The sequence below is a fragment of the Erythrobacter neustonensis genome (assembly GCF_001663175.1).
GTDB classification, from domain to species: domain Bacteria; phylum Pseudomonadota; class Alphaproteobacteria; order Sphingomonadales; family Sphingomonadaceae; genus Erythrobacter; species Erythrobacter neustonensis.
The window spans coordinates 684,113-706,291 of the sequence record NZ_CP016033.1 but is presented as its reverse complement, the minus strand read 5'-3'; the positions used below and the strand labels follow the sequence as shown (position 1 = coordinate 706,291).

Genomic DNA, 22,179 nt, shown 5'->3' with positions numbered 1-22,179 from the left:
TTGTTGACAGGCTTAATTGGCCAAGGGACGCCATGTTCCGCTTTGCGCTCCAGCTTGGTTTTCGGAACTTCGCTGATGCTGGCCCTGCACGCGCAGGCGCTGCACGCCGCGGCTGCGACAGCACAGGATGCTCTTGCGGAACAGCCGGAAGTGCCCGCTCCGCAGCCTTCCGATAATCTTCCCGCCATCGACCCGATCATTACCGATGAAGAGTTCGAAGCCGCGGTTCCCGACATCGACCCGGCGGATGATCCGGCGCTCGGCGAACCGCTCGAATCGATCGAAGCGTTCGAAAGGCGTTTTGCAGATGAAGGGGCCGCAGCCCCGACGACTGAAGGCGCAGCCCCCCCATTGGGCGATCCGGCACTGGCCGATGGCGATCCGGTCGAGGAAATCGGCGATGCGCCGATCCGCGATGCCGAACTTGCCGCGCCCTTGCCGCCGCTGCAGAACTTCGAAGCCACCCCGGTCGAATTTGCCGACAATGCCGAGGACGATGCGATTGTCGAAGTCGCCTATGATGTGCGCGTCGAGGGGCTCGAGGCGGCCGACGCCGAAACCGGAACGGCCATTGCGGCGGCCTTCGACAATCTTTCGGCGCTTGAAGCAGGCGATGGCGAGGCGGCCAATGTCGCCCAGCTTGCTGCCCGCCTGACCGAAGACAGCGCGCTGTTGCAGCGCATGCTCGCATCGGAAGGTTGGTACGAAGCCGCGGTCACGACCCGGATCGACCGGTCCGATGCCCCGAGCGGCCAGCCCCTTATCGCGGTGCTTTCGGTTGCACCCGGCGACCGCTTCGTGTTCTCGGACATCGTGATCGATGCCGATCCGGTCGAGCCCGCCGATCTGATTGCGAAAAACTTCGCGCTCAAGGTCGGCGAGCCGATTATTGCCGAACGGGTGCAGGGGGCCGAAGCCAATCTGGCGGTCCGCCTGCCCGAAAACGGCTACCCCTTTGCGACGGTCGGCCAGCGCGACATTCTGCTCGATCAGGACACGAATGACGGGGTTTACACACTCCCGATCGATATCGGGCCCCGGTCGCGCTTTGGCGGTATCGAGACCACCGGCAATCAGGCCTTCGATGCCGCGCATATCGCGGTGCTGGCCCGCTTCGAGCGGGGCGATCTGTACGACAGCCGCGATATCGACGACCTGCGTCAGGCGCTGGTGGCTACGGGGCTGTTCAACACGATTTCGGTCGTGCCCCAGCGCACCGGCGAAGCGGTCGGTGACGGCACCGAATACACCACGGTTCTGGTCGAACAGGACGCCGGCCCGCCGCGCACGCTGGCAGGCAGCGCCGGATTTGGCACGGGGCAGGGCTTCCGGCTGGAAGGCAGCTGGACCCACCGCAACCTGTTCCCGCCCGAAGGCGCTTTGATCGCCAATGTGGTTGCAGGGACGCAGGAGCAGGGAGCAGGGCTGACATTCCGCCGCGCCAATGCCGGCCGCCGCGACCGTACCTTCCAGCTGCGCGCCGATGCGCTGCGTTCGGACTTTGCTGCATTCGAAGCCTTCACCGGCCAGCTTTCGGCGCTGATCAGTTACGATTCGACGCCGATCTGGCAAAAGCCGCTGACCTATGCCTATGGTGTGCGCCTGATCGGCACCAACGAGCAGGATTACGATTTCGACCTCGGGCAGCTCAATCGGCGGACATTCTTCATCGGCGGCCTGACCGGGCAGCTCGGCATCGATCGCACCGACAGCCTTGTCGATGCCACGCGCGGTTTCCGGGTCACGACGCTGGTCGAGCCCGAAGGATCGCTGCAGGGCGGCTTCACACCCTATGTCCGCGCCCGGCTCGATGCGTCGGCCTATTATTCCGCCACGGATTCCATCGTGCTGGCAGGCAGGGTCAGGCTCGGAACGATCCAGGGGATCGAGCGCTTCGATCTGGCGCCATCCCGGCGGTTCTACGCAGGCGGCGGTGGTTCGGTTCGCGGCTTCGGTTTCCAGGAACTCGGGCCCAAGGTCGAGATCGCCAATCCCGATTTCGACCCCGCCGATCCGGAGGACAAAGACAGCCCCACCATCTTCCGCCCCATCGGCGGCCTCAGCATGAACGAGCTTGCCGCAGAGGTGCGCTACCGTTTCGGGAACTTCGGTGTCGTCGGGTTTGTCGATGCGGGGCAGGTCTACGAAGGCACAACGCCCGATTTCTCCAGCCTGCAATACGGTGCAGGCATCGGCGCGCGCTACTACACCAACTTCGGCCCCTTGCGGCTCGATGTCGCCATTCCGCTCGAACGCCAGCCGGGTGAAAGCAATATCGCAGTTTACGTCTCGATCGGGCAGGCATTCTGATGACCGGGGAGCCCGATGCCATTAGCGAAGAAACGCCGCCCGTGATCGGCCAAACGGCCCCGGACCGGCGCCGCAATCCCGGCCTGACGGTGCTCAAATGGACAGGGATAGTCCTTGCCTCGCTGCTCGGCCTGATTGCCGCTGCCGTCCTGCTGCTCGACACCGGCCCGGGCCGACGCTTTGCGGTCGATCAGATCGAAGCTCTCGAATTCGAAAATGGCATGAAGATCGGGATCGGCCGGATCGAGGGATCGCTTTATGGCGAAATGATCCTTCGCGATTTCCGCCTGTCGGATCCTGCTGGCACATTCCTGACGTCGCCCGAAATGCGGGTGGACTGGCGGCCGCTGGCCTATCTCGACAATCATATCGATGTCCGCTCGCTGATCGCCCGGCGCGTGACATTGTTGCGGCTGCCGACTTTCAAAGAGACGCCGCCCAACAACGATCCCCTGCTTCCCGATCTCGACATCGACATCGCGCAGATGCAGATTGCGCGCTTCGTGGCAGAGGCGCCGGTCAGCGGCGAACAGCGCATCGCGAGCCTTGATGGCACGGCCCATATCGCCAGCGGACGTGCGCAGGTCACGTTCAACGGACGCACGATCGCAGGGCAGGGGCGCAGCGGCGGTGACCGGGTTGCCGTGAAGCTTGATGCGGTTCCGGACGCCAACAGGCTCGATCTCGATCTCGCGCTCGATGCGCCCGGTGATGGGGTAATCGCCGCGCTCGCGGGGCTGCGCGATCCGTTGCAGCTGCGCGTGGCCGGCGCGGGGACGTGGGCCAGCTGGAACGGCCGGGTCGACGCCAATCTTGCCGGATCGGAATTTGCGCGGCTCGGATTGACCGCGCGTGACGGCACGTTCGCGCTGAAAGGCCCGACACGGGCGGCAAGGCTGTTCGACGGGCCGACTGCCGCGCTGCTTGACCCCATGCTCGACCTCGATATCGTCGCGGCGCTGGACGCGCGGCGCGCGACCCTGTCGGGCGGCATTTCGAGCGATGCTTTCCGCCTCACCACCAACGGCGTCGTCGATCTGGGCGAGAGCACCTTTGACGAATTGCGGCTGGGTTTCGTGCTGCTGAAACCTTCGGCGATCGCACCCAATCTGTCGGGCAGCGGGCTGCGCGGCCAGTTGCTGCTCGATGGCGATTTTGCGACGCCCGGCGTGCGTTACGAGTTGAACGCGGCGCGGCTCGTGATCAACGACATGGGTGTGCAGAACCTCGCCGCTTCCGGCGCAGCCGAAGTCAGCGCGGATCGCATCCTGATCCCCGTGCAGGCACGCGCGGCGCGGATCACCGGGCTCGATGCCGTGGCGGGCGGGTCGCTTGCCAATATCCGGCTCGATGGTGACATCGCGATCGAGGGCACGCGGATCCTGTCCGACAACATGCGCCTGCGTTCGGACCGGATCGATGCCAAGGTGATCCTTCTGGCCGACATGTCGACCGGTCTCTACACCGGCGCGATCGACGGGCGAATCGACAATTACCGGGTCGAAAGCGTCGGCATCTTCGATATCGAAACCGATGTCGACTTGCAGACCGAGCGCAACGGATACGCGCTGGCCGGCAGGGTTCGCGCGCGGTCGACCAACCTGCTGAACGAAAGCGTGCGCGACTTTCTCGGCGGCAATCTGGTTGCCTCGGCCGATGTGCGATACGGCGGCGACGGGATCGCCCGGTTCAGCCGCCTGCGCCTGTCGTCGCCACTGGTGCGCATCACGCAAGGCTCGGGCAGCTATGCGCCCGGCGGGCAGATTGTCCTGAACGCCGATGGCCTGACACAGCAATACGGCGCGGTCGGCGTGCGGGTGGCCGGCACCATCACCAACCCACGTGCAACCGTGACGGCGGAGCGGCCCGGCTTCGGGATCGGCCTTGCCAACCTGCGCGCCACCATCAACGGCGCCGCCAACGGCTATAGGCTCGATGCCAGGGCAGACACCGATTATGGTCCGCTGACCGCCGATGTGCTGCTTGGCACCGGTCGGCAGCTCACCCTGGATATCACGCGGGCGAACCTTGGCGGGATCGGTTTTTCCGGGTCACTCCGGCAGACCCCCGCGGGCCCCTTCGCCGGACGCCTCGCCGCCAGCGGTCAGGGTGTCAACGGCGTGGTCCGGCTGGAGGCCGAGGGCCGGTATCAGGCGGCGCTGGTCAATCTGCGCGCATCGAACACGGTCCTGCCGGGGCCGGCACAGCTTTCGATCGGCTCCGCGATCGTCGATGCACGGGTGGTTCTTTACGACACGCCCTATGTCGTTGCCGATGCACAGATCGCGCAGACGCGGTTCGGCAGCCTCAATCTCACGGCGGCGCGGGCCAAGATCAATTACCGCGACGGGCGCGGAACGGCGCGGGTGTTGGCCGAGGGGGTAAGCGGGGTTCCCTTCCGCGTTGCCGCAAACGCCGAGCTTGCCCCCGAATTGTGGCGGGCAGCGTTGCAGGGGCGTGTGCGCGGCATCGATTTCCGCACGGTCAATCCGGCCCGGATCGTGCCCGGCGACAACGGCTACGAACTCATGCCGACCACGATCGATTTCGGGCAGGGCAGCATGCGTCTGGCCGGAAATTACGGCGACGGGATCAAGGTTCAGAGCCGGCTGGAATCGCTCGATCTCGAAATCGTCAACGCCTTCGTCCCCGGCCTCGGCCTCGATGGAACGGCCACGGGCAGTCTCGACTTCGAGCAGGCCGATGCGAATGCCTTCCCCCGCGCCGATGCACGTCTCCGGATCAACGGCTTCACCCGCACGACGGCGGTCTCGGTCAGCCAGCCGCTCGATATCAGTTTCGTCGGCAAATTGCTCGCGGACGGGGGTGAGGCGCGTGCAGTGATGCGTCGCCGGGGCAGCGTCGTGGGCCGGATGGTTGCCTCGCTCAACCCGCTTCCGCCGGGCTCGGGCGACTGGCAGACCCGGCTGCTTGCAGCGCCGCTTTCGGGCGGCATCCGTTACAATGGCCCAGCCGACACGCTGTTTTCGTTCGCCGGTCAGCCGGACCAGCGCCTGTCCGGACCGATCGGCGTCGCTGCCGATTTTTCCGGCCGGGTGCAGGATCCCGAACTTGCGGGCGTCGTGCGGGCAAGCAACCTGACCTATGAAAACCAGACCTACGGCACGCGGCTGTCCAACATGGTCTTGCGCGGCCAGTTTGCCGGCGACAGGTTCGAACTGGAACAGCTCAAGGCAACCGCTGGTGAGGGCACCGTGGCGGCGCAAGGCTATATCAGTCTTGCGGCAGACCGGGGTTATCCGATGGACCTTTCCGCGAGCCTCGACAACGCACGCCTTGCCCGCAGCGATGCCCTAGCCACATCGGCGACAGGCCAGTTGCGGCTGAGAAAGGATGCAGGACAGGCAGCGCTCTTGTCCGGCCGTCTGGTTCTGCCGGAGACGCGTTACCGCGTCATTCGTCAGGGTGCAGCCGAGGTGCCCGAACTGACCGGGGTGCGCTTCAAGCCGCCCAAGGGGCCGCAGCGCATTACGGGTGACGAGCCGGTCGTGCCTTCGGGCGGCCTGTTCGACCAGCTTCGGCTCGACATCGCCTTGTCGGCGCCCGAGGAGCTTTATGTGTCGGGCATGGGTCTCGAAAGCGAATGGCGCGCAAACCTCAATCTTGCCGGAACCAGCACCGCACCGCGTGTCACCGGGACTGTCGAACTGGTTCGCGGGACACTGGGCTTTGCCGGACGATCCTTCGATCTTGACGAAGGGCGGGTGCGGTTCACGGGCGGCACTGCGATCGATCCGGTGATCGCGATCGCGGCAAGCGAAACCATCGAAGGCGTCAACGTCACGGTCAACGTGGCGGGCCGGGCGATGGACCCGCAGATCACCTTTGCCAGCGTGCCCGGCCTGCCGCAGGATGAAATCCTGTCACGGATCCTGTTCGGCAGCTCGATCGGCAATCTGTCGGCACTGCAGGCCGTCCAGCTTGCCGCCTCGCTCAATTCATTGCGCGGCACGGGCGGCGGGCTCAATCCGCTGGGCAAGCTGCGTTCAGCGGCAGGGATCGACCGGCTGCGCATCCTTGGCGGCGATGAAGCACAAGGCCGCGGCACTGCGCTGGCCGTGGGGCAATACATCACCGACGATATCTACGTGGAGTTCATCACCGATGCGCGCGGGTTTACCGCAACCCAGCTCGAAGTTGCGTTGACGCCGACCCTGTCGGTGCTCAGCCAGGCTGGGGGGTCGGGTGCGACCAATGTCAACGTGCGGTATCGGAAGGATTATTGATGCGCCGCGTCGTTGCTGTCGGACTGATGTTTTTGTCGGCATTGCCGGCCTGCCGTGACGAGCCGTCTTTCGACGAGAGATATGATGCGGCGCAGAAAAAGATCAGGGTTTCTGCCGACCGGATTGATCGGGATCTGGAAGCGGCGCCGACACCGGCGGGGTCATCACCGCCGGAAGGTCGTGTTGAGATTGAGGACTGAGAATCGCCGGATTTACCGGTTCGCGAAAGACGATGGCGCGCTTGCAAACCGCGCCAGAGACTGCGCCCGCGAAGGCCCCCTGGGCGCGCGTCTTGCGGTCTGCCGCCTCACGCTTTAGCAGGTGCGCTCCTGCCAGTGCCGCAGCTTTTGCGGGTGAACCGGACATTTCACGATCATCATGTCGAACCAATCTGCCGAAGATGAGCCAATCCCCGGCAGTGAGCCTGTCGCCTTCACCGATCAGGGTTCCCCCGAAATCGTGGAAACCACGGACAATGACAGCGCCGGCAGCTTTGGCGAGGCGGTCGCCGAGGTGGGCGAGGGGTCGATGCTGGGTTACAGGCTTACCCAGCAAGCAATCCTTTCCGACTTCGGCCTCAACGCCTTGAAGCAATCATCGCTCGCTGATCTGCTCGGCGAAGCGGTGGTGGCGGCATCGGAGGGAATGCGCACAGGCCTTGCCAAGATTCTCGAATTCCGGCCCGCGCAAGGCGATCTGCTGATCGTCGCAGGTGTCGGCTGGCGCAGCGGCGTCGTGGGCAACGCGGTGATCGGCGCCGATGCCGGTTCGCCGGCGGGTTACGCGTTTCAGACCGGATCGCCGGTGATTTCGAACCACCTCGAAAACGAAGAGCGCTTCCGCACCCCCGGCGTCATGGCAGCGCATGGCGTGCGGCGCGCGATCAACGTCGTGATCGCGCGCATCGACGGGCCGTGGGGTGTCCTCGAAGTCGATAGCCCCAATGCAGGGGAGTTCGAGGCTGCCGATCTGGCGTTCCTGCAAGGCCTCGCCAATCTCGTCGGCGTCGCCTCCGACCGGATCGCGATGGAGCAGCAATTGCGTCATTCGATCGAGCAGCAAAAGATGCTGGTCAAGGAAGCGAGCCACCGGGTCAAGAACAGCCTCGCCATTCTCTCCAGCCTGATGCTGATGCAGGCCCGCAGCGTCAAAACCGGCGAAGCGGCAGCGGCTCTGGGCGACGCGTCGGGGCGGATCATGGCGGTCGCCGCCACCCACGACCAGCTGTGGCGCCAGAACATGGGCGAGACCGTCGATCTGTCCCAATTGCTGCCCAAACTGTGCGAACAATTGAATGCGCAGGCACCCGCTCACAAGATCCACTGCAAGATCGACCGGTTCGAAGTCGAAACCTCGGCTGCAACATCGATTGCTTTGCTGGTATCCGAAGCGGTCACCAACGCGATCAAATATGCCTATCCTTCGGGTAGCGGACCGGTGGAGATCATTCTGCAGCGCGATGGTGACACCGCCAATCTCATGATCCGCGACCACGGCGCCGGACTGCCGGAGGATTTCGATCAGAACATGGCACGCATGGACAGTTTGGGCATTCAGTTGATCATGACACTGTCGGCGACCGTGGGGCAGCAGGCCCGCTTCGAAACCGGCGGCGGCACCCGCGTTGTCATAGATGCCATCAAGGGCAGCCCCTCGCTCTAGCCCTTGAACACCTCGATGGGACGCACGGTCAGCGGGTCGACCTCGTTGAAATCTGTCCACCTTCACGGCCGGCGCGTTCCTGATGTTCCTGCTGACAGTGCTGGGGCCCTATGTGGGGCAAGTGCCCATGCCCGCACTGGTGGCGATCATGATCATGGTGTCGATCAGCACCTTCAGCTGGAATTCGATCCCCAACCTGCGCCGCCATCCCTGGCCGTCCTCGGTCGTGATGCTGACCACGGTTGCGGTGGTGGTCGGCACGCACGATCTGTCGCTTGGCGTGCTGGCGGGCGTGCTGCTGTCGGGCATTTTCTTCGCCGGCAAGGTGCAGCAGATGTTCGGCGTGGAGCGGACGCTGTCAGGCGATGGCCAGACCGCGCATTACCCCAGATCTTCTTCGCTTCGGTCGAGCGGTTCGTGGCCGCGATGGACGTGGCCGAGACGGTGCCCAACGTTGTCATCGACATGACCGCGGCGCATTTCTGGGACATCTCGGGCGTCGCCGCACTCGACAAGATCATCGCCCGTCTGCGGCGCGACGGGCGCATTGTCGAAGTGGTCGGCTATAACCGCGCCAGCGCCGACATCATCGACCGGTTCGCGCTGCACGACAAGGCCGAGTTCGCGCTGGGGGCAAGCCCGCATTGATCCGACAATGATTAAGACAGGGTCGATGCCTGAAAGGCACGTTTCATCAGAGAAGCGCGCATATCAGCCCGTCCGGTACGGCGCATGCAGCAACAATAGGAGACTTGCCCGGGCAGATAATTGCGCAGGTGGCTGCAATCGCGCGACGGGGATTGGCGAGGCGGATGCACCAGCCGTCGGGACCACAGCTGGCGGTATTCCCACTTCCGCGAAAGCCTGGTCCCGCCGCTCGCCCTTGTGACGGCTTTTAAGCCAATGACAAACCCGTGATTTCCCCTCGTTTACTCCTTGCCAAGCGCATCCGGCGATGCGAAGCATCGGGTCTGTCAGGGGAGACGAAAAAAATGGGTCGCGCTGCTTCGCGGGGGCTGGTCGCCTCCCTTCTCGTGCTTGGTGGATTGTCCGGCTGCGGCGGCGGCGATAGCGGTGGCCAAGCCCCTGCGCCCATCAACAAGGCCCCATCTTTCACCTCGGCAACCACCGCTTCGGTAGCCGAGAATTCTGGCGCGCCGTTCTATAGCGCCGCTGCTGCAGATGCCGATGGCGATACGGTTACGATTGCGATTACCGGCGGAAGCGATTCTGCCGCATTCTCGTTTGTCGGAGGCGCGCTCAGCTTCGCCAGAGCGCCGAACTTCGATCAGCCCACCGATGCAAATCTCGACAACACCTACGAAGTCACATTGACCGCAACTGACAGCAAGGGCGCATCCACCAGCCTGGCCTTGCCGGTCAGGGTCACAAATGACCGCGAGGGGGTCAATTTGACCCGGCTGACCGGCGGCCTTGGAACCGATGCGGTAATGGCCGCGCGCACAAGAGGCTCTGACGGGCTGATCGTAGTCTCGCAAGATGGCACGGTTCGTGAATTCTTTGGCGGGAGCGGCGCGGGCAATTTGACGGGCAACGTCTTCCAGCCCGGGGAGAGCGGACGTGTGCTCGCGGTTGCCCACTTCAACGGATACGGCGTGGTCATGCTCGACATCAGGGGCGTGGGCGTGATCGTGCGGACCATCGTCCTTCAGGATTCCGTCCTGCAATATTCCGTCTCCGACGAGCTCGCTGGACCTTCAACCGGCGCAGAGCGCGGCACCCTGTTCATTGGCGGCGACGGCTTTCTGTTCGGCGCGCTGGGTGATCCTTCGGGCAGTCTGGCGCAGGATGCTGCGTCGGGGTACGGCAAGCTTTTCCGGGTCCAGGTCGACCCCTTCTGCGGCGCCTCGGTCGGTACCTATTGCATCTTTGCGGAACTGTTCGGGGACGGGATCCACTCGCCGGCCGGGGGCGGTGGCTATGCCACGCGCAGCTTCCTGCTCGACAGCGGTACGGACCAGCAGGAGGAAGTGAACTACTTCTTCCAAGACGCGCGTCCGCTCGATTTCGGCTGGCCGTTTCGCGAAGGCACCTTCGCCCGGGTCGCCAACCCGCCGGCAGCTGTGATCGGTCCGTCGGTCACATACACATATGGGAACGGGTTCTTCCAAGGCCAGAGAATGACCGGTGGGCTCCACTATACCGGAAGGATCGCCAGTCTCGATGACCGGATCCTGATCACCGACCGAAGCGGAAAGATTTTCGCTTTCCGGGCAGGCTTCCTCAGCGATGGCATATTGCATACGGCGAGCGAAATGGAGAACCGGACCGCCGATTTCGCCCCCGCGGACGGAGCGATCGAACGCCCTGTCGCGATCGTGCGCGATACTGCCGGTCGCCTCTACGTACTCGACGGCGACGGCGAGCTTTACTCGGCTGGCTGAGCGGAGATCTGGTGATCTCCGCACCCGGAAGGACGGCGCTTGGCGAAGTTCTCAGTCAAGCTGTCCGTCCGGTAATCGGGTGTGAGCCGCCCCGGCCGTGAAGCCCGAAAGTGGGTGGGAAGACGGATAGTGGCTTTCAGCCTGCAGAACTGCGAACCCAGCTTGTTGTTCGGATCAGAGCCTTCACCGAATGCTAACAACGAATGCCGTGGATGACGTCTAGGTATCGAACCTCGTTCGAAAAACAACAAAAACCAGCAATCCGACAATTATCGAAGACGTAACGATGTCCGATAGGAGGCTGTATTCATTTCCAAAGAGTAAATCGTCTACTTGTTTGGAAAGAACAAAAACAAATGTGAAAAGGAAAAAAGTCGCAAATCTGCTTTTGCGAATTCTTTCCAATCTATTGCCCTCCATCAAAGCCGCTGGATCTTGCGGCATCTCCGCTCCCATGGCAAGGCAAGCGAAGATTGATCCGATCCGCTACTTGCGATTCCGGCCAGACGTCAACAACGGGGTCGATTGCTGGCGCATGGGTAAGCCCCCCCCCCCCGTTCGGCGAACGCGTTCGCCAAAGCAGATGGCGCCACCACACAGAGGTCAGAGCCGGCCGTGTGAGATACTATGTGCTCAACTGCTGAGGAAAGGGTGCCCATGCCGCCCGCGAAGTGGCGGTTTTCTGCGGCTTTTGGGGAATTATGGAGCGGGTAGCGGGAGATTGCGCTGGTTGTCGATTGGATTCCCGATTTGGGTGACGGTTTTCAGCCGTTTCGGGATCGTCTGAGTGTGACGAGGTAGCGGGAAGCCAAAAAATGGCTTAATGAATTGATGTTAAGATATAATTTTGGCCGTTTAAATTTGCCTGGCCCCCAACCGACGCCCCAATTTTGCTGGATGCATGTGGAAAACTTGGGACAGTCCGGTTCGAATCTGAAGTTGGGAATCGTCAATCAGGTTCGGATGACTGAACTTGTCAGGGTTGTGACGCTTTGAGTGGCATCATCTTATGCAATGCCGTGGGGGCCGGGCCAGCGGAGTGCTGACGAAGCGGGAGGTGGCCGCTATCAGTATGCTGAAGCCTGCGGCAGGAGGCCCCATTGCTTCGGCTGTGTTGCTCAATTGCTCGCACCAAGAGCTAGTTAACCATAAGGACTGACAGCTTCAGTTTCGCATGGACAGCGTAGGCATGTTTCCGCCAAAGTCGTTGAATGAACGAGGCCAACCCTACCTCTCTGATCGGATCTGTCTTTCAAGTCGATGGCACATGGTACGTGCGCCTTGTAGGCGAGGGCGGTACCTTGATTCCGCTACAGGTTGACCATGAGACGCGCAAAGGACTGCGCAACGGACAGGTTGTTACGGTCATTGAAGGGTATGTATCGCGGGACCAAAATGGCCGCGCGCAGTCCTGCATTGCACGTAAGATTGCAGCCACTGAAGAAAATGGCCACGATAGTCGCGCTAAGAATACTGACCCGATTCCGGCGTGGGTGTCAGAAGTTGGCGATGAGTTAAAAAAAGAGAACCCTGATTGGCGGGTCATTGAGGCCGCGAGCCGCGCAGCAGTCGACAGTGATCCGGATGCGATTCGCTTCTCGGTCGACGCGGCCCATATTCAAAGACTCGGCGAGCAGCTCGTGAGTAAACAGGAGACAGCGCTCTCCGAACTAATCAAGAATGCGTATGATGCAGATGCGACAAGGGTCACGCTCGATTTTACCGGGCATGGCAAAATCGGTGGATCCTTACGTATCGCTGACAATGGTACGGGGATGACCGAAGCCGTGATCCGGTCATCTTGGATGCGCATTTCGACAAATTTGAAAGAGGAAGAACCTCGTTCGCCGATCTTCGGCCGCACTAGAGCTGGACGGAAAGGGATTGGCCGTTTTTCGGTTCAGCGGCTTGGAAGTCGGCTGCACTTTACGTCAAAACCAGCTGGCGAACCGGTTGGATATCGGGCTTACTTTGATTGGGACGAAGCTTTTCGACCTGGCATATCGCTTTCAGATGTCTTCAGCCGTATCGAGCGGTTCGACAAGGACCCGAGCGATCAGGGTACTACTCTCGAGATCATCGACCTGCGCGATGCGTGGTCGCAAGCGGCGATCGAGCGGGTGTGGAAGGCGGTCGTTCTGCTGCAAGCGCCGTTCCCGCTTGCAGCTCCAGCGCCACGGCGAAATGATCTGACCGAGACATCGTCCCCCGACCCAGGCTTTCATGTCGTCATTAATGACGTAACGCAGAGCAGGCAAACGGAGATCTTTTCGATTGAGCGCTCCTTTCTTGATAGGGCAACCGCGACAATCGAAGCTGAAGTCGATCAAGACGGACGAGGTTTTGTTCGTCTTCGGTCTGACAAGCTCGGTATCGATGAAACAGAGGAGTGCCCTGATCAATATTTAACTGTCGGATCATTCAAACTTGAAAGTCGGTACTTCATTTATGAAACCTCGCTACTAGGCGGCATTTCTCAGGCGGCTGCAGCGGCGATGGGACGAGAATTTGGCGGTGTCCGCATCTACCGCAATGGCTTCAGGGTCCAGCCATATGGCGAGCCGAGTGATGACTGGCTCGCGCTTGCTTATGACACTGGGCGGCGGAATCTGCTCGTTCCGGCCAACAACTTCAACTTTTTTGGGCATGTGGTCCTTTCCGCTGTCTCCAATCCGTTGCTTGAGGAAACGAGCAGCCGCGAAGGCCTAATTGAAAATGAGGCTTTCGAGGAACTTAGAAGCTTCACTCGCTGGGCGCTTGAGTGGGCTGCGTTACGCGTTGCGGCGACCCGCAAACGCAAGCAGCGTGCTGGGGAGAAGGGCTTTACCTCAACACGGGTTCGTCCCTCCACAGTAGTGGACGAAATTTTGCGCCGACACGATTCCACTCACAACGCAACGGGCGCCGAGGGGACCTCTCGCCAAGATGATCTGCGGCAACTTGCTCAGGTTGTTCGCCAGTATGAAGCCGATGTCGAAGCCAAGATTGCAGCGTCGATTGAATACGAGGAAATGCTCCGCATTTTGGCTTCGCTGGGTCTGTCGATCAGCGTGTTCGGTCACGAAGTGAAGGGCGCCGAAAGTGCATTGTTAGCCAACCTGCTCCTTCTTGAAGACATCATCGGTGAAGTGCCAGATAACCGCCTCCAGCACGATCTTCGCAGTCAGCACGCCGATCTGCAACGGTCGGCAGAACGTTTGTTCGACATCGGAGGTTACATCGGCGCTCTAATGTCTCGCACCGAAAGTCGCGAATTGCGCGACTTGTCGGTGAAGGGGGCGATTGATCGCTTCACCCGGCAGTTTGAGAATTATATGGCGAAGCAGCGGGTTATATTTGATATCGACGTAGAGCCGGAGGAGCTGCGGACCACGCCCATGCATGCTTCAGAACTCGATTCCGTTTTGCTCAATTTCCTGACCAATGCGATTAAGTCGATGAAGCGCGCAAAAGTCGATGATCGTCGTATCCGCATTGAGGCAAGGCGGCATGGGCGCCATATCGTAGTTGCTTTCGAGGACAATGGTATGGGCATCCCCGAGGATCTGCAGGATCGAGTTTTTGATCCTTTCTTTACGACAACTATGGGCGAGGATGATGGTGTCGCTGGGCCTGGCACTGGCCTAGGGCTCAAAATTGTCTCCGATGTCGCGGAAAGTTACGGCGGCACGGCCAACGTCGGTATTCCTACTGAGGGGTATGCGTGCAGGATGGAGTTCAGCGTGCTGTCGGCAGAAGGAGCGGCGTGACGATGCCCGCAAAAGGAATTTTTGTCGATGACGAGGATCAGCAATTCGCCGCTCTTCTAAGTACACGCGGTGTGCTTGATTTTGATTACCATGCGGTAGCGCCACTTACCGATCAGGCGCTCGCCATCAGATTGGCACAGCCGAATGTCGTTGCGCTAGATTACCGGCTCGACGAGGTGACCCCCAATGTCGAGAATGGCCATACCTTTAAGGGTAGTGGCCTTGCTCAATTGTTACGGGACGAGGCAATCGTCAATCCGGACCATGATTTCGGGATCGTTCTTGTCAGCAACGACTACAAGTTGGAGGCATATTTCGCTCCAGACCGGACTGCACATGATCTGTTTGATATTGTATATGCAAAAGAAATTGTAGTTTCCGAGCGCGCGCGCGTTCGGGCAGAACTATGCGCTTTAAGCAACGGCTATCAATTTCTACGTGAATTGAACAAGAAATATGATCCAGTTGTGCTACTCAGTGCCTCGGAGGCGGAGGTCGACCGAGTCCGCATTCAATCCATCGCAAGCGTGCTCAGCGACGCCTCGGCCCCACATTTGGCGGCGAAGTTCGTTCTGAATGCCATCATTAAGCGACCGGGCCTACTCCTCGATGATGCGGATGCCGCATCGCTGCTGGGCCTAAAAATCGATAGCTTCTTCAAGCTGGTGCCAGCACTTACAGCTGATGATCTGTTGTATACCGGTATATTCAGCGAGGGCTGGCGTCGTTGGTGGGCCAATCGGCTAGAGGAGTGGGGCGAGAACATCACAGGCAAGCCGCTGCTTGATCTGACGGCGCAGCAGCGTGCGGAGGCACTGTCAGTTCGTTTCGGAGAAGCACTCGAGCCGGCAGCATCACCTTGGAACCATAGTAGTGACGAGTATGTCGGTTTCGCCTGTTGCAGCTGCCGACGCCCAACCGAGTTACGTCACTCACTCGCGGTGTTTGAGAGTAGAGCTCCGCGGTTCGCAGCTCGTCGACGCATCTGCTGGGACTGCATCCAGACCGACCGTTATCTGAATGACGGCCATCCGTGGCAAATCGAAGAGAGCGACGCCTCACTGATCGTGGGCATCAAGACGCGTCAGCGAAAGACCTGAACCAGCAATGGCCTACCTAAATGCGGAAGAAGCGGGGCATGCGCTCCGTGTGATCGGAGAGAAGCTGCAGGCTGCCGACATTTTGACCGTCGAAGGAGCAGCGGCGCTGCGCGACGAATCGTTTCGGTTAGCGAAGCTCAAGAAAGAAACGAGCTGGACAACGCGGATAGCGCGGGAACGTGCGATTACCTTCGAGCGAGTGCAGGACAAGGACGGAGCGGAAATCTCAATCGCCCTTTCGGCCGAGCGCATCGTAATCGATCAAGATGTTGTCAGCCATCCTCCGTTTGTCACGCTTGATGTCGCTGTCGCCATTACAAACGCCGCAGGTGAACCCGTCTGCCGGTGGCATCTTGATCGGGCCAACATCGGCCAGCAAGGGCCATTATTTCATCTGCAGATGGGCGGCCACTTGCCTGGATTCCGGGACCGCGAACTTCCGATCGCGGAGCCGCGTTGGTGTCATCCACCTTTGGAGCTTGGCCTTTTATGTGAGGTCTTGGCTGCAAATTTCTTTCCAGCGAAGTGGGCGCGGTCGGTCCGCGATGATCCAGCATGGTGTGATGCAATACGCCGCCTGCAGAAGCTGTGTTTTACGGACTATGTCGCTCGGCTCACGCAGTCTCTCGCGGTGAGCGAGTCTACGGCTTTGGCGCGAATGTGGAACGGAAGCTGGGTTTGACCCGGCGGTCCGGACGACGACGCTCACGCATGGCATCCAGTACATTGTTCAGCGTTCCCCGCTGACTGCCGGTAAGCACAACGCCAGACCAGCGCCAGAGCGCCTCATCGGCGATTGAACGAGCGCCTTCTGCATCGCCATCACGCAGTCGCGCATCGACCTGCAGATAGATGCGATCGAGGTCATCCAGATCAACAGCCGCCGGCATCAACAAGCTAATGCGTTCTGCATCGCGCGGTTCGTGCTTGAGGACGCCTGATCCGTAACGCCGACCACAGAGTTCTGCTGAGATTTGGCTGTATGTCGTCAATATCGACAGGGCCGCCAATTTCTGCCGCGAAGTCGAGAGCTTGTCCGTGAAAAACACACGGTGAATCGTGTTCGTACAGTGTAAATTGCCACTGTTAAGGACAAGCCGCGGCCCGTGATGGTGCATGACTGGGAAAAAGGCGTGCGGCGTTTTTCCGTCGCTAATCATTGACCAAACCGGACGCTTCTTGAATGTGCTGACGCTTTCACGGCGTGCAGCGGGATAGCGATCAAGATAGGCTCGGACCGCATCACTGGTCGCCTCTCCGTCAGATTGGACTAGGAATGATTTGCCACCGAGAGCGTCATAGATATCGAGGTCAGCCACGCTCAAGCTGATGCCAGTAGCCGCGCGAAACTTGGAGAGCACACGTGTACAATCGCCGTTGGCGAGACCAGCGGCCACACAGGCTTTACCGTTGAGCACAAAGAAGTTGTTGTCGCCCGTAACAAGGCCGATCTGGACCTTCGCAAGCTGGCCGAGCAGGAAGGCGTCGGGCCGCGCTGACAAGGTGTCGTAAATCGCCTCCGCGTCGGTGGTAAAGCTAAGCTTGGCCGGCGCAATAGTGCCAGTCCGGCCGACCCAAGTATGCGCACCCCATTGCTCAATTAACGTGGCTAGCTCATCGAGTGTTCCTGCTTCGCCCACCTCCAGGCCGTCGCCGAGGCTGGGCAATCCATGGCCATCGGCCAACAAAATAACTGTCTCTTCATCTGCACCTTCGGCCAGAAACAGTCGCTCATGTATGACGAAAGCCGCAGCGCGAGCGAACCGCTGTCCGATGTACGTGCGGATCGGCGCGGCATAGTCTGCCTGAAGAAAGGCGCCGGGCAAGACCCACGCCATGCGACCGCCGGGCTTTAACAGGCTTACGGCATGGGACAGGAAATACGCCCATAAGCTCGAGCGTCCTTTAACTCCGGAAATCCCCTGCGGCCTTTGCCAGAGTTCACGCACCCGCGCTTTACCGATGCGCTGGTGAGGAATGTAGGGGGGATTGGCCAGAACCACCGAGAATCGTTCGGGCCATTCCTGAACTGCATGACAATCGAGAAAGTCGCGCTGTATAAATCCGCTGATGTCGGCATCGTGGCCGAACACGCCTGCCAGATATTCGAATGCAACCGGGTCAATGTCGCAGCCGAAGATCTGGCGGATCGGTTCAGCATGGCCGAGACGCGTCAGCGTATTGTGGGCTGTGGATAGGAAGCCGCACCCGCCAAAACTGGGTTCAAGGACAATGTCTGAAACGTCCCGGATCGCCCAATCGGCTAGCAACTGACTAAGGCGCTCGGGCGTATAGTAAGCTCCTAGAATCCGGCGCTCCTGCAGTGGGCGACTGACGCCTAGCTGCTGACCCTGTGGCTGGACGCCACCCGCGCAGGGGTTTGGGGGTGCATTCATTGGAGAGTTTTCGACCAGTGCATCGACGCTGTCCTACCGAATTGACGCCGGCACGCAAATCGCAAGATTTGGCGACCGACCATTGGGTGCCGATCAGCCAGATTTTATGTGCGAAAGGCCGAGCGATTGCAGGATCCCAGGTCGCCTTGCCAATTATATGGTTCGCCACCCGGGAATAGTCATTCAGCATGACCCTGCGTTCCAGACCAAACCATGAGGGAAGAGGCTCGCCTGGACATTGACTCGATGCCCTTGCCTGCCTGCCGAAGGCTCCGCTCTGGAGGATTGTTCAAGACCTCCAAGCCTGAATCGTCAAAGCCGTGGAATCCGACACACGTAGCTGGGGAACAGTGAGCACACCCTACCCCGCGAATTCGGGTTGCATATTTCTGATATTTCGATGGAAACACGGTTTGTGCACAAATGATCCGCCAGAGAGTTATGCGGGTTTGCGGCGAGTTGTAGGCAACTCGCTTGGCCATAACAAGTTGAATAGAAATCGAAATTCTTCGATTTAATGCGGGCCGTAAACGAGTTGCGGCTTTAATCTCCGGTCACCGCTTTCCCGCCTTGATCGGCACAATCTCGGCCCCCTTCCGCAGCTGGTCTAGGTGGTCGCTCCACCATTGCGCCATGGCTACGCGCTCCTTCCAGTGTGCGCCGCGATGGTAGGCAGCGCGGACTCTGTCGCTGTCGCCGTGAGCCAGCGCGCGCTCGATTGCGTCGGGGTGCCACTTGCCGCTTTCGTTGAGGAGGGTTGAGGCCATCGCGCGGAAGCCGTGGGCGGTCATTTCGTCAGTGGAGTAGCCGAGGCGGCGCAGGCCTGCGTTGATTGTGTTGTCGCTCATTGGGCGCTTGCGGGAGCGGATCGAAGGGAAGACGTACCCGTCGGGACCGGTCAGGGCATGGAGGTCTTTCAGGATCGCAATCGTCTGGCGCGAGAGCGGGACAAGATGATCCTTGCGCATCTTCGTCTTGCCCGCCGGGATGGTCCACAGTGCTCCCTCGAAATCGAATTCGTTCCATTCGGCGTGGCGCAACTCGCCTGGGCGGACGAAGACATGTGGGGCCAGTTGCATCGCCAGCTTGGTGATCGGCTGGCCTTCATAGCCGTCGATAGCGCGCATCAGCTCACCCACGCGCGCCGGGTCGATGATCGCGCCGTAGTGGGTGACGGTTGGCGCGGTCAGCGCGCCACGCAGGTCACGCGTGGGGTCTGAAGCGAGGCGGGCGGTGGCGACCGCATAGCGGAACACCGCACCCGCCAGCTGAAGGGTGCGGCGGGCGCTTTCCAGTTGGCCTTTGCGTTCGATCTTACGGACGGCAATCAAGACGTCAGCGGGTTCAATATCCGTGATGGGTAGCTTGCCGATCGATCCCTTGAGCAGCGACAGCAGATATTCGCTGCGCGTGGCCGTGCTCACCGCCCAGGCCTTTTGACCATCACGCCTGCGCTTTTGGCAGAATTCGGCGGCGATGGCGTCAAAGGTAGTTTCAGCCTGGATGCGCGACCGCACCTTCTCGCGCTGCTTCTCACGGCCAGGATCCTTGCCAGCAGCGACCAACTCGCGGGCGGCATCACGCCTGCGCCGCGCCTCCGCGAGGCCGACCTGAGGGTAGATGCCGATCGCCAGCTTCTTCTCCTTGCCGTCGATGCGATATTTGACCCGCCACAGCTTTCCGCCTGACGGCTGCACCAAGAGGAACAAGCCCAGAGTGTCGCCCACCTTGTAGGGCTTCGCTCGCGGCTTGGCGTTCCGGATCGCAACATCTGTCAGCGGCATGGCCCTCGGTCCTTTCCCAGCTCGTGGCCCCCACGTGGGGGCCAGTCCAAATGCCCGAAATGCCTTGGCCCCGCGATGTGGCCCCCAAGGGCCCCGGATGCAGCGGGAAGAATAGGGACATTCTCGGACGACCGAGGGTCTAAATCCCTCGGATTTCCAAGGGTTTTATAGACTTTCTGGGGCTCTTTGGGAAGGGAGGGCTGGAGCGGGTAGCGGGAATCGAACCCGCATAGCCAGCTTGGAAGGCTGGAGCTTTACCACTAAGCTATACCCGCTCACGCGATGCCAGCGCCCATGCCACCGTTGGGGCGGGCGCGTCAACATGCTGGCGCGATTGTGCGTGCAATCAGTGCGGCACGGCCATGTTGTCGATCAGGCGCGTGCCGCCGATCCGGGCGGCGACCAGCAGGCGCGCAGGCGCGTCGGTGAGCGTGTCCAGCGGCGCGAGCGAAGCGGCATCGGCCAGCACCGCGTAATCGACGCTTGAAAAGCCCGCCGCCAGCAGCGCCGCCTGCAATTGCGCAAGCGTCTCGTCGACCCCCGCGCCGGCGGCCAACGCCGCGCTCGCCGCCTGCATCGCGCGCGGCAAGGCGGCGGCAGCGGCGCGGTGTTCGGGCGAGAGATAGCGGTTGCGGCTGCTCATCGCCAAGCCATCGGTCTCGCGCACGGTGGGTACGCCGATGATCCGGTCGGCATGCGGCGCGGCAAGATCGAGATCGCGGGCCATCGTGCGGATCACTGCGAGCTGCTGAAAATCCTTTTCGCCGAAGAACGCCATGTCGGGCTGCACCTGGTTGAACAGCTTGCACACCACCGTCGCGACACCGTCGAAATGGCCGGGACGCGCTGCGCCGCACAGCCCGTCGCTCACCCCGGAAACAGAGATATTGGTGGCAAAGCCCGCAGGATACATCGCTGCCGCGTCAGGCGCCCAGAGCAGGCCCACGCCTTCGCCCTCCAGCATCGCGGCATCGGCCGCAAGCTGGCGGGGATAGGCGTCGAGATCCTCGTTCGGCCCGAACTGCTTGGGGTTCACGAAGATCGAGACGACCACGTGATCCGCCTCGGCCCGCGCGCGGCGCACCAGCGTGAGGTGGCCTTCGTGCAGTGCGCCCATCGTCGGCACCAGCGCGATCCGCGTGCCCGGCGCCGCCCGCAGCTGTGCCAAAGCGGTTCTCAACATATGCAGCGTCTTGACCGTTTGCACCGCTCGTCCTCCAAGGATACATGAAGGCAGCGCCCTAGCGGTGCTTGCTGTCCCATTTCAAGCCGTCCGCGCTGCCCCTTGCCCGGGTTGCGCCCGACCGGCCCCGAGAGACCTTGTCATGCCTGCCGCCGCCTTCGATGAACCCGCCAGCATCCGCACTGTCCGAGAGGGTCAGGCGCACCGGATCGTGTTCGCCAACGAAAAGGGCGGCACCGGCAAGTCGACGACCGCAGTGCACGTTGCGGTGGCGCTATCCTATCTGGGCGCGCGCGTGGCTTCGATCGATCTCGATCCGCGCCAGCGCACGGTGCACCGCTATGTCGAAAACCGGCTGGCCACGCTGGAAAAGCGGGGTCTGACGTTGCCGACCCCCGAATGCGAGGTGTTTCGCGGCGATACCACCGGCGATCTGGTGGCGATGATCCGCAGGATCGAGGCGACCTGCGATTTCCTGATCATCGACAATCCTGGGCGCGACGATCCCTTTGCGCGTGCGGCGGTCGAACAGGCCGATACGCTGGTGACGCCGATGAACGACAGCTTCGTCGATTTCGATCTGATCGGTCAGGTCGATGCGGAAACCTTCAAGGTGCGCAAGCTGTCGTTCTTTGCCGAACTGATCTGGGAGGCGCGGATGAAGCGCAGCCGCATGACGATCGAGCAGCAGCGCCCCGAAATGGACTGGATCGTGGTGCGCAACCGCACCGGCCACGTCGAAGCGAAAAACCAGGCGCGTTTGCACAAGGCGCTCAATGAGATGTCGAAGCGCGTCGGTTTCCGCGTGACGCAAGGCTTGTCCGAACGCGTGATCTACCGTGAGCTGTTCCCCTCGGGCCTGACTCTGCTCGACAAGGGGCATCTGGGCGAACTGGGCACCAGCCACCTTGTCGCGCGGCAAGAATTGCGCGCGCTGGTCAAGGCGCTCAACCTGCCCGAATTCGACCGCGCCGATGCGCAGCTGGAAGTCGCCTGATGGTCAAGCTGCTGTATGTCGCGGCGGCGATCAGCGTGGTGTGCCGCTGGGCTTTCGGCAAATGGCCGTGGGAATTTCTGGCGCCGGGTTCCGCGCGCGGTCAGGCAGCCGCACGCGCACGCCGGGTGCTAGGCGTGGATGCGGGCGCGGACCGTGACGAGATTATCGCTGCCCACCGCCGGCTGACGGCGCAGGTGCATCCCGACCGCGGCGGCAGCAACGCCGCGATGCAGGAAGCCAATGCGGCGCGTGATCTGCTGCTCGGCGAATTGCCCGACCCGCAGGACATCGCGCCGCGCTGACGCGAACTGCCGGACGAACCGCGAGCGCGCAGCAAGGAGAGTGT

At 61.4% G+C, this 22,179-nt stretch carries 13 protein-coding genes, 1 tRNA gene and 1 pseudogene; 11 read left to right on the top strand and 4 right to left on the bottom strand.

The genetic code is table 11. The annotated features are described in order from the left end of the window. Positions 1 to 75: 75 nt before the first annotated feature. From A9D12_RS03325 to A9D12_RS14595, 9 genes and pseudogenes are all read left to right on the top strand, one after another. The gene (locus A9D12_RS03325) at positions 76 to 2,310 is read left to right on the top strand and encodes an autotransporter assembly complex protein TamA (RefSeq protein WP_231889685.1); all 2,235 of its coding nucleotides are present in this window, start codon (positions 76 to 78) and stop codon (positions 2,308 to 2,310) included. After that, positions 2,310 to 6,557, top strand: a complete 4,248-nt coding sequence (locus A9D12_RS03320) for a translocation/assembly module TamB domain-containing protein (protein ID WP_082925369.1) — start codon at positions 2,310 to 2,312, stop codon at positions 6,555 to 6,557. The genes A9D12_RS03325 and A9D12_RS03320 overlap by 1 nt, the downstream gene beginning before the upstream one ends. Continuing rightward, positions 6,557 to 6,757 (top strand): hypothetical protein, encoded by a 201-nt coding sequence (locus A9D12_RS14600; protein ID WP_156522785.1) that lies wholly within the window; start codon positions 6,557 to 6,559, stop codon positions 6,755 to 6,757. The genes A9D12_RS03320 and A9D12_RS14600 overlap by 1 nt, the downstream gene beginning before the upstream one ends. Positions 6,758 to 6,935: 178 nt before the next feature. After that, complete coding sequence (locus A9D12_RS03315) at positions 6,936 to 8,219, top strand: sensor histidine kinase (RefSeq protein ID WP_082925368.1); 1,284 nt, start codon at positions 6,936 to 6,938, stop codon at positions 8,217 to 8,219. Between the two features lie 52 nt (positions 8,220 to 8,271). Further along, positions 8,272 to 8,867: pseudogene (locus tag A9D12_RS03310) on the top strand (STAS domain-containing protein); the annotation flags it as partial. A 344-nt stretch (positions 8,868 to 9,211) separates the two neighbouring features. Continuing rightward, complete coding sequence (locus A9D12_RS03305) at positions 9,212 to 10,624, top strand: PQQ-dependent sugar dehydrogenase family protein (protein WP_068349767.1); 1,413 nt, start codon at positions 9,212 to 9,214, stop codon at positions 10,622 to 10,624. Positions 10,625 to 11,835: 1,211 nt separating this feature from the next. After that, positions 11,836 to 14,373, top strand: a complete 2,538-nt coding sequence (locus tag A9D12_RS14405; RefSeq protein WP_082925367.1) for a sensor histidine kinase — start codon at positions 11,836 to 11,838, stop codon at positions 14,371 to 14,373. Then, positions 14,370 to 15,473 carry a hypothetical protein gene (locus A9D12_RS03290; protein ID WP_156522784.1) on the top strand — a complete coding sequence of 368 codons (1,104 nt, stop codon included), beginning with the start codon at positions 14,370 to 14,372 and terminating at the stop codon, positions 15,471 to 15,473. The genes A9D12_RS14405 and A9D12_RS03290 overlap by 4 nt, the downstream gene beginning before the upstream one ends. Before the next feature lie 7 nt (positions 15,474 to 15,480). Then, positions 15,481 to 16,155, top strand: coding sequence for a hypothetical protein (locus A9D12_RS14595; protein ID WP_156522783.1), 675 nt, complete (start codon positions 15,481 to 15,483; stop codon positions 16,153 to 16,155). Here A9D12_RS14595 and A9D12_RS03285 read toward each other — a convergent pair. From A9D12_RS03285 to panC, 4 genes are all read right to left on the bottom strand, one after another. Further along, positions 16,115 to 17,869, bottom strand: a complete 1,755-nt coding sequence (locus A9D12_RS03285; protein ID WP_082925366.1) for an HsdM family class I SAM-dependent methyltransferase — start codon at positions 17,867 to 17,869, stop codon at positions 16,115 to 16,117. The genes A9D12_RS14595 and A9D12_RS03285 overlap by 41 nt on opposite strands. A 554-nt stretch (positions 17,870 to 18,423) precedes the next feature. Then, positions 18,424 to 19,653: a tyrosine-type recombinase/integrase gene (locus A9D12_RS03280; RefSeq protein WP_068349757.1), complete on the bottom strand. Its 1,230-nt coding sequence runs from the start codon at positions 19,651 to 19,653 to the stop codon at positions 18,424 to 18,426. 201 nt (positions 19,654 to 19,854) lie between these two features. Then, a tRNA-Gly gene (locus A9D12_RS03275) sits at positions 19,855 to 19,928 on the bottom strand. A gap of 71 nt (positions 19,929 to 19,999) precedes the next feature. Then, positions 20,000 to 20,860: a pantoate--beta-alanine ligase gene (gene panC / locus A9D12_RS03270; protein WP_068349755.1), complete on the bottom strand. Its 861-nt coding sequence runs from the start codon at positions 20,858 to 20,860 to the stop codon at positions 20,000 to 20,002. A 118-nt stretch (positions 20,861 to 20,978) separates the two neighbouring features. Here panC and A9D12_RS03265 point away from each other — a divergent pair, with 118 nt between their 5' ends. Next, entirely contained in the window at positions 20,979 to 21,833 is an 855-nt protein-coding gene (locus A9D12_RS03265; protein ID WP_068349752.1) for a division plane positioning ATPase MipZ, read from the top strand. After that, on the top strand, positions 21,833 to 22,135 hold the full coding sequence (locus tag A9D12_RS03260; protein ID WP_068349750.1) for a J domain-containing protein: 303 nt from the start codon (positions 21,833 to 21,835) through the stop codon (positions 22,133 to 22,135). Before A9D12_RS03265 ends, A9D12_RS03260 begins: the two co-directional genes overlap by 1 nt. The last annotated feature ends 44 nt before the right edge of the window (positions 22,136 to 22,179 follow it).

Bases quoted from the DNA above. Each gene is read 5' to 3' on its own strand.
- A9D12_RS03325 (WP_231889685.1), top strand. From the start codon at position 76: ATGCTGGCCCTGCACGCGCAGGCGCTGCACGCCGCGGCTGCGACAGCA.
- A9D12_RS03320 (WP_082925369.1), top strand. From the start codon at position 2,310: ATGACCGGGGAGCCCGATGCCATTAGCGAAGAAACGCCGCCCGTGATC.
- A9D12_RS14600 (WP_156522785.1), top strand. From the start codon at position 6,557: ATGCGCCGCGTCGTTGCTGTCGGACTGATGTTTTTGTCGGCATTGCCG.
- A9D12_RS03315 (WP_082925368.1), top strand. From the start codon at position 6,936: ATGTCGAACCAATCTGCCGAAGATGAGCCAATCCCCGGCAGTGAGCCT.
- A9D12_RS03305 (WP_068349767.1), top strand. From the start codon at position 9,212: ATGGGTCGCGCTGCTTCGCGGGGGCTGGTCGCCTCCCTTCTCGTGCTT.
- A9D12_RS14405 (WP_082925367.1), top strand. From the start codon at position 11,836: ATGAACGAGGCCAACCCTACCTCTCTGATCGGATCTGTCTTTCAAGTC.
- A9D12_RS14595 (WP_156522783.1), top strand. From the start codon at position 15,481: ATGGCCTACCTAAATGCGGAAGAAGCGGGGCATGCGCTCCGTGTGATC.
- A9D12_RS03285 (WP_082925366.1), bottom strand. From the start codon at position 17,869: ATGAATGCACCCCCAAACCCCTGCGCGGGTGGCGTCCAGCCACAGGGT.
- A9D12_RS03280 (WP_068349757.1), bottom strand. From the start codon at position 19,653: ATGCCGCTGACAGATGTTGCGATCCGGAACGCCAAGCCGCGAGCGAAG.
- A9D12_RS03265 (WP_068349752.1), top strand. From the start codon at position 20,979: ATGCCTGCCGCCGCCTTCGATGAACCCGCCAGCATCCGCACTGTCCGA.
- A9D12_RS03260 (WP_068349750.1), top strand. From the start codon at position 21,833: ATGGTCAAGCTGCTGTATGTCGCGGCGGCGATCAGCGTGGTGTGCCGC.